Raw genomic sequence first — 13,701 nt, forward strand, 5'->3', positions numbered from 1 at the left:
AGACAATCTTACTCTAACCATGTGCGCCAAATTCATTGGCAATGGCAGTGGTGATCCTGCGGGACAGGGCATAGGCTTGGTCAATCGGATCGATATAGTCGCGCCGAATTGCGTCATAGCCTGCGTCATCACCATCGGGATAATCGGTGGGTTCTGTAAGATCGAAATCTTCAATTCGGGGGAATTCGGTGGGGAATGCGCGGCGCAACTGGGCCAATGCGTCGTCTACCCTTAGAGTGAAAACCATTTCCAGCACGTCTTCCCGGCTGATGTCATTGGCGCGGCTGAAGGCAGGAATCGATACCACCCGGATGAACATGTGCTGGAACAAGGCAAGGCGTACGGCTTGCAACACGCCAATCGCGCGGCGAACCGGTTCGCGATCAGCCAGCGATGTTTCAGTTGGGATCAGTTCCAGTAAGCGGTGCAGTTTCAGCGCATCGACCCGTAAGCGTGAAGCGAGGCGGCGAAACACACCCATCCGGTCATCCTTGACGAGATACTCGCTCAAGGCTTCACACGGTTCTGACAAGTAGCTTTCCGTCCCGCGATAGGGACGACTGGCCCAATAGGCGGAGTTGAACAGTTCGCCATAGGCAGCAACCGTTTTAACACTGGCCAGTGAATTTGCGGCCCGAGCAAGGCGGATAAGCTGCTTTCCTCGCTCACTGCTGCTCAGGAGTTGGGCAACTTCTTCATATTTGCCATCTGCCGCGCTGCCGATGCCAGAAATTACATTCACCGGATAGCCAAGCTGCTGGAGAATGGAATTATGTGGAATCGCGCGAATTTGGCGCAGGCTCATTTCACGGTCTGCCGACAGGTCGGATTGTCGGCGTGAAACACGGCTGCCGGTAGAGTTGAGCATCCCCAAACCAAAAGCCGTCACGGCACGAGAGTAGGTGCGGCTTTCGAGGTGATCATGCTGATGATCACGGATCGCGCGATAGAAATCGAGGCTGAGATCAGTACGGCGATAGAAGGGGTCTGGTGGAAGATCAGTCTCGGTTTCGGCAGGACGAATTTCAGCAATGCGGGTGAGGGAGGCTAGCGCCAATTCGGGGTTGGCAAAGAACATATAGCCATCGCCGCCCTGAAAACTGACCTCTGGTTCCAGCCTTATACCTGCGCGCACGAAGCGCCGCCGTGCCCATGGGCTGAGCGGCCATGCCAGACGATCTTCGAAGCTTTCGGGATGTGCGCCACGACCCATGCTTTCGCCATGAGTGTTGAAGATCAATGCGGCTACATCGGTGAGACCATTTTCCTTCATCGCGTCTGCCAGGCGCCCCTGAAGGCGTTCAATGGCAAGGCTGGCTGGTATCTGCCCCACAAACCGGCCAGCATCGGAAAAGCCTGTCTGGATAGAGACACGACCACGTTTGCGGACATAGTTCTGATAGACTGGCTCTGCCAAAAGCGCATCCAGAAAGCGCCCACCATGTTCAAGCGCCGTTTCGGTCTCAAACAAGGGTGACACGTCCACCTTGTCATCGACACCGAACAAACGCGCGAAATAGAGTGCGGCCAGAATGGTTGCAGGCTCTTCACACTCGGCAATGAGCATCCGGATCGGTGCATCTGCATCTACATGGTGCAAAATCTGCGCCATGACGAGGAATTGCCGGATCGCGGTACTGCTTTCAATCGCCAAGCTGCCAAAGTTCGTGCGCAGTGGCTTGAGTTCTTCCACCGCTTTACGAAGCCGGGCAATGGCACCTTTGCTTGACAAGTCCAGCTCGCTGCCATGGCCATCATCGAGCCGGCGGCGAATGGCGTTGTGAAGCTGCTTGGCATTTACTCGAAAGTGAACCCAGCCCATGCCCAACCCATCGGCGCGCATGGCTGCGGAGAGGGTTTTAAGCTTAATGGCGCGTGGACCGTCGCTGGTGGTGTTGGCTTCCTCTTCAAGCCGATCAATATAGCTGGAGAGCGAGAGGAGCTTGCGCGGATCGGTCGCTGTCAACCGGTTTGCCGCGACAGACAGGGCGGCAGGATCGGAAAGGTCGGCTGAAAAGTCCTGCGCCCGTTCTTGCGCATAAGCAGTTGCGGGGCGCAACTCGCGCAAAAGGGGATGGTCGCTGTCAATCTGTTCGAGAGACACCAGATAACGCTGTAAACGCTGAGCTTTTTCGGAGAGCCGGAAGCCAATGGAATCGAACCATTTTATATCGGTTCGTCCGTCCATGTCATATCCGACCCAACTGGCGAAGCGGAAGGGTAATGGGCTGAACTTCTGCCATCCCTCAGGCCAGCTTTTCTGTGCCTTTTCAAGCAGCAGTGATACCAATCGATCACGGGCGCCGGCAGCTTGCGCAATGGCTTGCATCGCGCGGTCATGCTCATAGCGCAGCGTTACTGCGGGGCGTTCTCCGGGAACAGGGCACGCGCTTTCATCAATGTCACCACCCATGGCCGCGTTGGTGGCCACGGCTTCACTCTCTTGCGGTGTCAGCAGAAAAGTGGGGTGAGCTGTAAATACGGCATGAAGTTGCGGGTTTTCCCAGCGCTGCCTGAACGTCGCCAGGTCATCGCTTGCTTCGGTAAGCATTGCTGTGAAGCCAGAAGTATTCTCCTCTGGCTTCACCGGTTGCACGAGCCGCCGCAATTGGGCGGCGCGGCTCTGCAATGCGTCGCATTCCAGTTCGGAAATCCAGTTTTCGAAATCTTCAAGACTTCGTTCTCCGGATTCCAGTAATCGAGAGAGGTCCAGCGATAGCTGAAATACAGGATTGAAAAGCGGTGTTTCATTGGTCCGCTCCCTCAGTTCCTGCAGGCGATCGAGTAACTCTCCGACTGTTTTCATCTGGCCAATCCTGAAGCTTCACGGGCAAGAGTTTCAATATGGGCTGGATCGGGCTCGCCCTTCGGGGCTACCCAGCTTCCTCCAACGCATAATACCGGATCAATCGCCAGCCATTCCGGGGCATTTTGCAGGCTAATTCCACCAGTAGGGCAGAATTTGCACTGGCCGAAAGGTGCTGCCAGCGCTTTGAGGGCCGGGATGCCACCATTGGCCACAGCAGGGAAGAATTTGAAATGGCGAAGGCCCAGATCCATGCCCAGCATGATATCGCCAGCATTGGCGATGCCGGGAAGGAAGGGTGTATTGTCAGCCATCACTGCAGTGCCGAGTTTTTCGGTCAGGCCGGGGGAAACGATGAATTCGCTACCTGCATCCATAGCGGCGCGATATTCAGCTTCGTTGGTGACGGTACCCGCACCAACAATGGCACCTTCAACCTGTTTCATGATCGCAATGGCCTCAAGCGCTGCGGGTGTGCGCAAGGTGACTTCCAGCACTTTGAGGCCGCCAGCGACCAACGCCTTGGCCAAAGGCAAAGCGTGAGCAACATCTTCAATGACCAGCACGGGAATTACCGGCGCTGTCAGCATGATTTTTTCTATTGGGGCTGGGGTTGCAGCGTTCATACTGTCTCCAAAAAATGTTCGCGCTGGAAAGCAGCGGCCGCGCCAAACAGGCCCGGTTGGGGATGGGTAATCAATTTGACGGGAATATTGGCCATCAACGGCTCGTAACGGCCCTTGAAGCGGAAGCGTTCGGCAAAACCAGAATATCGCAGCGTATCGCGAATCCGATAACCAAGACCGCCCGCCATCACCACTGCACTGGCACCGTGGGACAGGGCGTAATCTCCCGATGCACTACCAAGAGCCATGCAAAAGCGTTCGATCGCGGCAACTGCCAGATTGTCCGTATGGGCCAGACCGCGTTCCCACACAGTGCGGTCATCGAGTTGTTCCACACTACGATGTTCCAGCGAGGCCAAGGTTTCATAGATTTCGACAATGCCAGGGCCAGCCACCACACGTTCCACTGAAACGCGGCGATGCTGGTTGCGAAGGCGCTTTAGCAAAGCATCTTCGACGTGATCTACGGGCGCAAAATTGACATGCCCGCCTTCAGTCGCCTGCACATGATATTGGCCATCCACGCGCTTGAAATGGGCGACGCCAAGCCCTGTGCCCGGTCCAATAACACTCACCGTGCCATTTTGGGGTAGTGGCTCATCAGGGCCGCTCAGATGCAGAAACTGGTCTTCTGGCACGCGAGCGACGGCATGGGCTACCGCTGCAAAATCATTGAGAACAACCACACGATCAAGGTCAAGCTGCTTATCGAGTGAACCTGTCTGGATGACCCAGCTATTGTTCGTCAGACGCACTGTTTCGCCCGTTACGGGGCCGGCAATCGCTAGTGCTGCGGCACGCGGAACAGGCCCTGTAACCTGCCTTTCAAATTCTTCCCATGCAGTTTGAAGGCTCACGTAGTCGCTTGTTTTCAATGTGATGGGATCATCCATGATGATGGCCCCATCATCACCAAAACGCACCAACGCAAACCGTGCATGGGTACCACCAATATCAAGTGCGACGAGGTCGCTTACCTGCCCCCTCATCACTTACATGCCTCCCATTGCAAGCATGGCTGAGCCGCCCTGTTCAGCACCATCGGCATTGCTGCGGAACATGCCGAACAATTCGCGGCCCATGCCTTGTTCTGGTTCGGGCGCTTCTGCAGGCTCGCGGGTGGACAGGTCTGCGGTAGTGGAAAGCGTGCCATCCTCACCCGAAATGCGGACGATGTCACCATCGCGCAGGAGAGACAGCGGGCCGCCACCGAGTGCTTCAGGCGTGCAGTGAATGGCTGCGGGCACTTTGCCGCTGGCACCCGACATCCGGCCATCAGTAACGAGTGCTACCTTGTAGCCACGATCCTGCAACACGCCGAGCGGTGGTGTCAATTTATGCAATTCTGGCATCCCATTCGCACGCGGGCCTTGAAAGCGCATCACGACGATAACATCGCGGTTGAGTTCACCAGCCGCGAATGCTTTGGAGACATCTTCCTGCGTTTTGAAAATCCGGCAGGGTGCTTCGACCGTCCAGCGTTCCTTTTCAACGGCACTGGTTTTGAAGCAAGCACGGCCAAGATTGCCTTCGACCAGCCGCATTCCGCCATCGGACTGGAACGGTTGCGCCACCGGGCGAAGCATCTCTTCATCGCCGCTTGGACCCGTATCACGCCAGATTAGTTCAGAACCGTCATAGATTGGTTCCTTGGCATAATCGCGCAGGCTTGCGCCACCCACGGTAATGATGTCTTCATGGGCAAGCCCTGCATCGAGCAATTCGCCAATGACATAGCCGATACCGCCAGCAGCGTGGAAATGGTTCACATCTCCTGAACCATTAGGATAGACCCGGCAAAGCATCGGTGTGACCGATGAAAGTTCGGAAATATCCGTCCAGTCAATCGTGATACCGGCAGCGCGAGCCATGGCTGGAATGTGGATGGCATGGTTCGTGGAACCACCTGTCGCCATCAGGCCAACCACAGCATTAACGATTGCCTTTTCATCCACGCATTTCGCGAGCGGACGATAATCGTCACTCTCACGTGTAATGGCTGCAAGCTGGTGAACTGCCGAGCGTGTAAGGGCTTTGCGCAGTTGCGTGTCAGGCGGGACAAAGGCCGCGCCGGGCATATGCAGGCCCATCAACTCCATCATCATCTGATTGGAATTGGCGGTGCCGTAAAATGTGCATGTGCCGGGAGAGTGGTAGCTTTTGCTTTCGCTTTCCAGCAGTTCAGCACGGGTAGCCTTGCCTTCAGCATAAAGCTGCCGCACGCGCTGCTTTTCCTTATTGGCAATGCCGCTTGGCATCGGGCCTGATGGAATGAACACACTTGGCAAATGGCCAAAGCGCAAAGCGCCGATCAGCAGGCCGGGCACGATCTTGTCGCAAATGCCGAGCAGGGCAACGCTGTCATACATTGCATGACTGAGGCCAACCGCTGTTGCCAAGGCAATGACATCACGGGAAAAGAGCGATAGCTCCATTCCGTCCTGCCCTTGTGTCACACCGTCGCACATGGCTGGCGTTGCGCCGGCAACTTGCGCCGTGGCGCCGATTTCGCGAGCATAAAGCTTCATCTGCGGAGGGTAGGCGCCATAGGGCTGATGTGCCGAAATCGTATCATTATAGGCGCTGATGATGCCGATATTCGGGCCGCGCTTCGTGGCGATGGATTCCTTATCCTCGCCAGCGGCGGCAAAGCCGTGGGCAAGGTTGGAACAGGGCATTACATTGCGATCTTGATGCTTTTCGCCTTCGCGCTCCATCAAGTCCAGATAGGTTTTACGGCTATCTTTTGATTTATCGATGATGCGCTGCGTGATGCGCTCCACCACTGGGTGTAGCTTACTCATGCCAGCTTACTCCGTCTCTTTCTGCCAGCGCAATGGCTGCGCTTGGGCCCCAACTTCCCGCACTGTAAGTCTTGGGTGTCAGGTTCTCTTTGGTCCAATTTTCACGAATGCGATCGACCCATGACCATTGCGCTTCCACTTCGTCGCGGCGGACAAACAGCGTCTGATCCCCTTCGATGAGATCCAGCAGCAAGCGTTCATAGGCAATGCGGCGATGAACACCAATGAAGGCATCAGGCATCGCAATGTCGAGCGGTACGGGGCGCAACGTCAGCCCATCACGATCAAGCCCGGGCACTTTGGCCATCAGGGTGAGCGAGATGTTTTCTTCCGGCTGAATACCGATTACCAGCTTGTTTGGCGCGGTCTTCGCACCTTCGAAGATGGAATGCGGTACTTCGCGGAATTGCACGACGATTTCAGTCTTACGCTGATAGAGGCGCTTGCCGGTACGCATGTAGAACGGCACGCCGCGCCAGCGCCAATTATCGACATGGGCTTTGAGGGCTACGAAGGTTTCGGTGTTGCTATCACGGCCCAGTTCTTCGTCATAGCCCGGCACAATCTGTCCGGTGACAGCGCCTGAGCGATATTGTCCGGTGACGGTTTCTGCCGAGGTCACTTCGCGAAGCGCGCGCAGCACTTTCACCTTTTCATCCCGCACGCCGCCAGCCTTGAAGCTGGTGGGAGGTTCCATTGCCACAAGTGCGAGCAATTGCAGCATATGGTTCTGGACCATATCGCGCATTGCCCCGGCATCGTCGTAAAAGTCGATCCGGCTTTCTAAACCGACTGTTTCTGCCACGGTAATCTGGACGTGATCAATGTAGTTGGCATTCCACAGCGGTTCGAACAGGATATTGGCAAACCGCAATGCAAGAAGGTTCTGCACCGTTTCCTTGCCAAGGTAATGATCGATCCGGAATGTGCGATCTTCTGGGAAAGCAGAGGCTACAGCATCATTGATTTCGCAGCTCGATTTGAGATCAACACCGAGAGGTTTTTCAAGGCCGATCCGCACATTGTCTCCGGCAAGCCCACCATGTTGCAACCCCTTGATGGTTGCTTCAAACAGGCTGGGAGCCGTGGACAGGAAAATCGCAAGGCCGCGCTCTGGAGCACCGACTTTTTCAGCCAGCGCTGCGTAGCCATCCATGTCATTCGCATCAAGCGGCTGAAAGCTCAGGCGGTTGAGGAAGTCAGCGAGGCCACTGCGCCGGTTGGCGGGCAGATATTTTTCTAAAGCTTCACGAGCAAAATTGCGGAACTCAAGATCCGACAATTGAGAACGTGCGGTGCCAATGATTTTCAACTCAGGGGCAAGCAACCCGTCTGCATCCAGCGCGCAGAGTGAAGGCAGCAGCATTCTCTGGGAAAGGTCGCCTGTTGCGCCGAAAAGGAGAAGGCGGTCGGCAGTGAAAGTCATATCCAGATAATCTCCCGAAGGATCCCAAATCCCATGTCAAACGAATGGGGTGTTTTATAATTTTATTGCAGTGCAAAACGGTTTAACAGCGCACTGGTGATGTTTCTAGAGGCCGATACGCCTCAATGCACACTCCCGTTCGCGCAATTGGCTTGCGCTGTCAATCGCTGAAAACTTCCGTTGTGACAGTCTTTTCCTTGAAGTTGCACAGTCCAAAGCTGGTAAGGAAGCTCACATCAGCGGCATCGCGGCCTACGCCAATCTTCACGGTCTTGCTTGGATCGGCCATGAATGTCCCATCCACCATATGCCAAGTGCCGCTGCCCGAATCGTCTGGGTCGGCGAGGAAAACCTCTGCAATGGCATGAAAATCTGGCGGTGAAACGTCGGGAGCATAGACACTTACATAACGTGCCGGAAAGCCGCAGGCTCGTGCCATGGTCACGATGACATGAGCATAGTCCCGGCAGATTCCTCGCCGTTCGACGAAGGAATCAAGTGCGGTGGTGTTGGCATTGCTACTGCCGGGCTCATAGCTCATATTTTCAGCGACCCAATCGCGCATGGCGACAATTTTGGCTCCGCCAGTCAGGTCGCCAAATTGGGTTTCGACAAAAGAGTGGAACCGTTCCGCCGGACAATAGCGCGAATCAAAGAGATACTGAATCGTTTCGCCGGGCAGTTTGTGTTGCTCCATCATATCGAGCGTAGAGAGATCGGCGGTAATCCGGTGGATTGCCACGCGCGCCTTGTAATCCACTTCGCAATGGCCATCTTTGCGCATCCAGATGCGTGTGCCGATGCTGTCCTGCGCTGCAACACGGGCAAAATAATCTGATGTATCGAACTGGCTATTGGTGGAGAGGATACTTTGTTCGGGGAGTTCCGCCGCTTCATATTGCAGCAGAATATCCGTCGGCCCGTTCAGCTCAAAGGTGAAATGCGCGGATATATCTATGACCATGTGAAATCGAACGCATAGAACTGTGGCTTGTTTCGCATAAAGTCTCTTATTCTCCCAAAAGATGCAGAACCACGCGCCGCCTATGCGGCATGGCCCGGTGTTCGGCGAGGAAGATGCCCTGCCATGTGCCCAGCGCCATCCGGCCAGCGATGACCGGAATTGTCAGACTGTTGCCGGTCAACATGGATTTGATATGTGCAGGCATATCATCCGGCCCTTCATCGTCATGAGCGTAATGTTTGCCTTCCGGAACGGCCCGGTCGAGCCAGCGAAGCAGATCACCGGGCACTTCGCGGGCCGCATTTTCGTTGATGAGAAGAGACGCAGAAGTGTGTTGACAAAAGACTGTCAGCAACCCGGCATTGATGCCGCTCTGCGCGATCCATTCTGCAATGTCGCTGGTGCATTCACACAGGCTTTGGCCACGTGTCGCAATTGAAAGAGTTGTGTGTATTTGCCGCATGGGGAGGATGTAGCCATTCTGCAGCCATCCTTCATCCCCAAAGCGGCAAAAGTGAATTATTCTACGATGACACCATAAAGGTCATGCGCATCGGCATCTTCCACCAGCACATTGACAAAGGCACCTGGTGAAAGACTTTCGGGCACATTGCGGAGGTAAACCGCCCCGTCAATTTCTGGAGCATCAGCGCGGCTGCGGCCTGTTGCACCGATATCGCCATCTTCATCCGGCTCACCGACATCATCGATGATGACCGTTTGTATTGAACCAATCTTCGCTGCGAGTTTGGCGGCGCTGATGGCTTCGGTTTTTTCCATCAGGCGGGCGTAACGCTCTTCCTTGATTTCTTCGGGAACTGCGCCAGGAAGATCGTTGGCTTCAGCACCTTCGACAGGTTCGAACCGGAATGCGCCCACGCGGTCAAGCTGGGCTTCATCCAACCAATCGAGCAAATATTGGAAATCTGCTTCGGTTTCACCGGGGAAGCCAACAACGAAGCTCGACCGGATGGTGATGTCAGGGCAAATCTCGCGCCATTTTTTCAGGCGGCTGAGCACCTTGGCTTCATTGGCCGGCCGCTTCATGGCTTTGAGTACGGAAGGCGCTGCGTGCTGAAATGGAATATCCAGATAAGGCGTGATGAGTCCTTCAGCCATCAACGGAATCACCTGATCCACATGTGGATAGGGATAGACATAATGAAGGCGAACCCATGGGGTCTCCCCTTCCGGGGTTTTCAACTGGCCAAGCTCGCGAGCAAGGTCGGTCATATGCGCACGGGTTTCGCGGCCCTTCCACAACCTTGTTTCATGGCGCGTATCCACGCCATACGCGCTGGTATCCTGCGAGATGACCAGCAATTCCTTCGTACCAGCTGCTACCAGTTTTTCGGCTTCACGCAAAACGGCATCAATCCGGCGACTGGCTAGCTTGCCGCGTAATTGCGGGATGATGCAGAAAGCGCAGGAGTGGTTGCAGCCTTCTGAAATCTTCAGATAGGAATAGTGGCGTGGGGTCAGTTTGATATCGGGCTGGGGGACCAGGTCGATAAAAGGTCCCTGACTTGGTGGCGCGGCTTCATGCACAGCTTCCACCACATCTTCATATTGATGCGCACCGGTGATTGCCAGCACCTGCGGGAAGCGGGTGCGGATGGTTTCGGCTTCTTCCCCCATGCAGCCAGTCACAATGACGCGGCCATTTTCCTTGATGGCTTCACCAATGGCGGAAAGGCTTTCCTCTTTGGCGGAATCAAGAAAGCCGCAAGTGTTGACGAGCACGACATCAGCCCCGGCATAATCGGGGCTCATTGCGTAGCCGTCAGCACGCAGCTTGGTGAGGATACGTTCGGAATCGACAAGTGCCTTGGGGCAGCCAAGGCTAACCATGCCGACACGGCGTTGTTCAGGAATGCGGGTGGCCATAGTGCGCGCCCCTAGCTACTAGAAGAGGAGGAGTCACGCGCCAAGATGCGCGCGCGTTCATTCATAAAGGTGAGGGCAGTCATGGGCAATATCAATATACTGGCAGTATTCTGCGCTGCTGCTGCCTTCTTCCTTTTCGGTATGGTCTGGTATGGATGGTTATTCAACAAGGCCTGGTTCAAGTCTGCCCGCATGACGGAGGCGGATATTCGCGAAGGCCACAATATGGTGCTGATTCTGGCGCTGGCTTTTGCTTTTGAACTGTTGATTGCATTGATGTTGGGCCATCAATTCGCCCGAACGATGCCAAGCCCGCGCGCCATGATGATGATTTCGACAGGGTTCGGTGCGACCATTATGACCCCGGCGCTGGGGATCAATTATCTGTTTCAGCGCAAGCCAGGCAAGCTGTTCGCCATTGACGCTGCACATTTGATCATTGGGATGACATTGATGGGTCTGGTGTTCCTTGCCTTTCGATAGGCGTTGAACAGAGATTTAGCTGCGAATCTCACCGTCAGCTTTGGGGTCGTCTCCGCAAGGGCGGATTTCTACCACGATATCACCAGCCTGAAGCGTAACAGCGTCATCTTCCCAGAAGCCATGAGTGGTGCCTCCACGATAGATACGCAGGCCTTTCCCTCCAGTGGCCAAATCCGCGAGAGGCTTGCCAACTTCCTCTGGCATGACCGGGCGTTCTACCAATTGCACGCGCCCTGCCACCGAAGCGAGGTCTGCCAGATATTCCGCAATATGAGCGCCTTGCGCACTGCCAGCGAGCAACAGGCCAGTGAAGCGAACAGGGTTGATGACATTGTCAGCCCCGGCTTGCTTGGCCAGAATTTCATTGTCAGCCGCGCGAACAACCACACTGATCGGCACGTTGGGTGCGAGATGGCGGACTGTCAGCACGATCAGAATGGATGAATCATCTCGTCCGGCTGAGACCAGCACGGTTTGCGCTTCGGCAATACGCACAGCAATCAGGCTTTCATCGCGGGTCGCGTCGGCTTCGATAATATTACAGCCGAGCGCTTCTGCATGAGACAGGCGTTCGGCGCTGGTGTCCATAACCACGATGCAACTTGGATCAGTGCCACGCTCTATCAACTCGCCCACCGCTTCGGAGCCAGAGACACCAAAACCCAGCACGACAACATGATCGGAGAGCTGGTCCTGAATACGGGCCATGCGAAATTTCTCCCAGCTTCGTTTAATGATAAAATTATAAGCGGTGCCGACGAAAATGAAAATCACGGCAAAACGGATTGGCGTCACGATAACAGCTTCGACCAGTCGCGCCCTGTCACTGATGGGCGCAATATCGCCAAAACCGGTGGTGGTGATCGAAATCATCGTGAAATAGACGACGTCGAGGAAACTTACCTCTCCATCGAGATTATCTACCAAGCCATCCCGGTCCCACCAGTGAATCATCACCACGAGGAAAACGAGGCCCAGTGCAGCGAACAACCGGATGCCAAGGTCCGCCCATACAGGTACCTTTATGGCTCTCTTCAACGGCGTGAAACGCCGTGCATGAGCCATCTGTGCCCTGTTTGTACGGATGTTATGAGACTTCGCCATGCTCAGCCTCCCGCTTTAAGGCCCAGTTCCATTGTAGGATCGACCGGAGTTCCATTCCGACGAATTTCGAAATGAAGTTCAGGACGTGTTGCCATACCGCTTTGCCCGCCAAGCCCGATACGTTCACCAGACTTGACAGTATTGCCCTTGGTTACAGTAACTTGCATTAAGTGGCCATAGGCGGTTTGCCAGCCATTGCCATGGTCGATCACCACCAATTTGCCAAATCGCTTGGGCTCATTCCCGGCAAATATCACTGTGCCTGAAGCTGCCGCGGGAATCATGTCTCCTTTATTGACAGCAAAGTCGATTCCATCATGTCCCCCGCCATCTGCACGCCGTTGCCAGCTGAGCAGCACGTTACCCGTGGCCGGTAGGCGGAAATGAGGTTTGCGTGGGGTCTTACTTGAATTGGAAGATGGGGCGGGTGCGTCAAAAACCGCAGGTATAATAAGCTTTTGACCTGTCTTCACAGTGCCATCGTCTGGCAGATTGTTGGCCAGTGCAATCTGTTTGAATGGCACGCCATAGCGATAGGCAATAGCAAAGCCGGTATCTCCCTGCTTCACAACATGAATGCGCTGGCGGGGGATTTTCAGCATCTGGCCCAGCTTAACCACATAAGGATCAGTCAGCCCATTGGCTTCGGCAATAACTATCAGCGGCACATTTGCTCGATTGGCGATGCCTGCCAGCGTTTCGCCTTCTTTAACTTTATGGATAGTCTCGGTCGCAGGATCTGTTGCTGCCACTAACAATAATGCAAAGGGGGCAATAGCTACGGCGAGACCACGGCGTATTATCACGGATTAAAACTCTCTCCCAATGCGCCGAGTGAAGCATAATGCGTCAGATCAAGCTGGAGAGGTGTCACCGAAATATAGCCTTCGGAAATGGCTTCAAGATCGGTCCCGTGATCCAGCGAATGCTCAATATCATCGAGACCAAACCAGAAATAGGGTCGCCCCCGTGGGTCCGTCGCTTCGACCAGTGAACCACGTGTGTAATCATGAAAGCCCTGCCGAACGACACGAATGCCCTTTACGGCATCGGCGGCAAGTGGCGGGAAGTTTACATTGACAATGGAGCGCTTTGGCATCGGCATATCAATCAGTGGGCGCAGCACTTTGAGTGCCCATTCTTGTGCTGCAGCGAAGCCATGTCCGCCGTTGCGCATTGCTTGGCTGAGTGCGATGGAGCGGATACCAGCCAGTGCGCCTTCCATTGCGGCTGACACCGTGCCCGAATAGGTCACGTCATCTGCCAGATTTTCACCATTATTAACCCCGGAAAGGATCAGATCGGGTGGTGTGTCATTGAAAAATTTGCGAAGAGCAAGATTGACTGAATCCGTTGGTGTGCCGGTGACCGAAAAGCGCTTCTCACCGTGCTCCCGCAAACGCACCGGTTGATGCAGTGTAAGCGAATGCCCTGCGCCTGAATTTTCCTCCGCAGGTGCGCATACCCAGACATCGTCTGACAATTGGCGCGCGATTTCTTCGAGAACAGCAAAGCCGGGAGCATTGATGCCGTCATCATTGCTAAGGAGAATGCGCATGGAAGAGGCCTTTACAGAACAGGAGAGCTTTGGGTGAACACAT

Annotated in this window: 12 protein-coding genes; 1 reads left to right on the plus strand and 11 read right to left on the minus strand. The window is 55.0% G+C overall.

Annotated features, from left to right (window positions below; genetic code table 11):
• Window positions 1–13: 13 nt before the first annotated feature.
• The 8 genes from GRI39_RS00680 to rimO all read right to left on the minus strand — a co-directional run bounded on the left by GRI39_RS00680 (window position 14) and on the right by rimO (window position 10,513).
• Window positions 14–2,806 carry a phosphoenolpyruvate carboxylase gene (locus GRI39_RS00680; RefSeq protein ID WP_160737792.1) on the minus strand — a complete coding sequence of 931 codons (2,793 nt, stop codon included), beginning with the start codon at window positions 2,804–2,806 and terminating at the stop codon, window positions 14–16.
• On the minus strand, window positions 2,803–3,432 hold the full coding sequence (gene eda / locus GRI39_RS00685) for a bifunctional 4-hydroxy-2-oxoglutarate aldolase/2-dehydro-3-deoxy-phosphogluconate aldolase (protein WP_160737793.1): 630 nt from the start codon (window positions 3,430–3,432) through the stop codon (window positions 2,803–2,805). Before eda ends, GRI39_RS00680 begins: the two co-directional genes overlap by 4 nt.
• The gene (gene glk, locus GRI39_RS00690) at window positions 3,429–4,421 is read right to left on the minus strand and encodes a glucokinase (protein WP_160738546.1); all 993 of its coding nucleotides are present in this window, start codon (window positions 4,419–4,421) and stop codon (window positions 3,429–3,431) included. The genes eda and glk overlap by 4 nt, the downstream gene beginning before the upstream one ends.
• Window positions 4,422–4,424: 3 nt before the next feature.
• Complete coding sequence (gene edd, locus GRI39_RS00695) at window positions 4,425–6,236, minus strand: phosphogluconate dehydratase (RefSeq protein ID WP_160737794.1); 1,812 nt, start codon at window positions 6,234–6,236, stop codon at window positions 4,425–4,427.
• Window positions 6,229–7,662, minus strand: a complete 1,434-nt coding sequence (zwf, locus tag GRI39_RS00700; RefSeq protein ID WP_160737795.1) for a glucose-6-phosphate dehydrogenase — start codon at window positions 7,660–7,662, stop codon at window positions 6,229–6,231. The genes edd and zwf overlap by 8 nt, the downstream gene beginning before the upstream one ends.
• Before the next feature lie 160 nt (window positions 7,663–7,822).
• Window positions 7,823–8,626 carry a transglutaminase-like domain-containing protein gene (locus tag GRI39_RS00705; RefSeq protein WP_160737796.1) on the minus strand — a complete coding sequence of 268 codons (804 nt, stop codon included), beginning with the start codon at window positions 8,624–8,626 and terminating at the stop codon, window positions 7,823–7,825.
• 46 nt (window positions 8,627–8,672) lie between these two features.
• Window positions 8,673–9,089, minus strand: a complete 417-nt coding sequence (locus tag GRI39_RS00710) for a secondary thiamine-phosphate synthase enzyme YjbQ (protein WP_160737797.1) — start codon at window positions 9,087–9,089, stop codon at window positions 8,673–8,675.
• A 56-nt stretch (window positions 9,090–9,145) separates the two neighbouring features.
• A complete protein-coding gene (gene rimO / locus GRI39_RS00715) occupies window positions 9,146–10,513 on the minus strand; it encodes a 30S ribosomal protein S12 methylthiotransferase RimO (protein WP_160737798.1) in 1,368 nt (455 codons plus the stop codon).
• An 81-nt stretch (window positions 10,514–10,594) separates the two neighbouring features.
• Between rimO and GRI39_RS00720 the strand changes: the two genes are divergently transcribed.
• Window positions 10,595–10,996 (plus strand): DUF1761 domain-containing protein, encoded by a 402-nt coding sequence (locus GRI39_RS00720; protein WP_160737799.1) that lies wholly within the window; start codon window positions 10,595–10,597, stop codon window positions 10,994–10,996.
• 15 nt (window positions 10,997–11,011) lie between these two features.
• On the opposite strand, the gene GRI39_RS00725 is transcribed toward GRI39_RS00720, so the two are convergent.
• From GRI39_RS00725 to surE, 3 genes are read right to left on the minus strand one after another with little or no spacing between them, the layout of a single operon-like run.
• Entirely contained in the window at window positions 11,012–12,100 is a 1,089-nt protein-coding gene (locus GRI39_RS00725) for a potassium channel family protein (protein WP_160737800.1), read from the minus strand.
• A gap of 2 nt (window positions 12,101–12,102) precedes the next feature.
• A complete protein-coding gene (locus tag GRI39_RS00730) occupies window positions 12,103–12,906 on the minus strand; it encodes a peptidoglycan DD-metalloendopeptidase family protein (protein ID WP_160737801.1) in 804 nt (267 codons plus the stop codon).
• The gene (surE, locus tag GRI39_RS00735) at window positions 12,903–13,658 is read right to left on the minus strand and encodes a 5'/3'-nucleotidase SurE (protein WP_160737802.1); all 756 of its coding nucleotides are present in this window, start codon (window positions 13,656–13,658) and stop codon (window positions 12,903–12,905) included. The genes GRI39_RS00730 and surE overlap by 4 nt, the downstream gene beginning before the upstream one ends.
• Window positions 13,659–13,701 lie beyond the last annotated feature (43 nt).

Source organism: Altericroceibacterium indicum (assembly GCF_009828105.1).
Classification (GTDB): Bacteria; Pseudomonadota; Alphaproteobacteria; order Sphingomonadales; family Sphingomonadaceae; genus Altericroceibacterium; species Altericroceibacterium indicum.

Excerpts from the sequence above, each read along its gene's own strand:
- surE (WP_160737802.1), bottom strand. The coding sequence starts at position 13,658 with ATGCGCATTCTCCTTAGCAATGATGACGGCATCAATGCTCCCGGCTTT.
- edd (WP_160737794.1), bottom strand. The coding sequence starts at position 6,236 with ATGAGTAAGCTACACCCAGTGGTGGAGCGCATCACGCAGCGCATCATC.
- GRI39_RS00705 (WP_160737796.1), bottom strand. The coding sequence starts at position 8,626 with ATGGTCATAGATATATCCGCGCATTTCACCTTTGAGCTGAACGGGCCG.
- rimO (WP_160737798.1), bottom strand. The coding sequence starts at position 10,513 with ATGGCCACCCGCATTCCTGAACAACGCCGTGTCGGCATGGTTAGCCTT.
- glk (WP_160738546.1), bottom strand. The coding sequence starts at position 4,421 with ATGAGGGGGCAGGTAAGCGACCTCGTCGCACTTGATATTGGTGGTACC.
- zwf (WP_160737795.1), bottom strand. The coding sequence starts at position 7,662 with ATGACTTTCACTGCCGACCGCCTTCTCCTTTTCGGCGCAACAGGCGAC.
- GRI39_RS00680 (WP_160737792.1), bottom strand. The coding sequence starts at position 2,806 with ATGAAAACAGTCGGAGAGTTACTCGATCGCCTGCAGGAACTGAGGGAG.
- GRI39_RS00725 (WP_160737800.1), bottom strand. The coding sequence starts at position 12,100 with ATGGCGAAGTCTCATAACATCCGTACAAACAGGGCACAGATGGCTCAT.
- eda (WP_160737793.1), bottom strand. The coding sequence starts at position 3,432 with ATGAACGCTGCAACCCCAGCCCCAATAGAAAAAATCATGCTGACAGCG.
- GRI39_RS00720 (WP_160737799.1), top strand. The coding sequence starts at position 10,595 with ATGGGCAATATCAATATACTGGCAGTATTCTGCGCTGCTGCTGCCTTC.
- GRI39_RS00710 (WP_160737797.1), bottom strand. The coding sequence starts at position 9,089 with ATGCGGCAAATACACACAACTCTTTCAATTGCGACACGTGGCCAAAGC.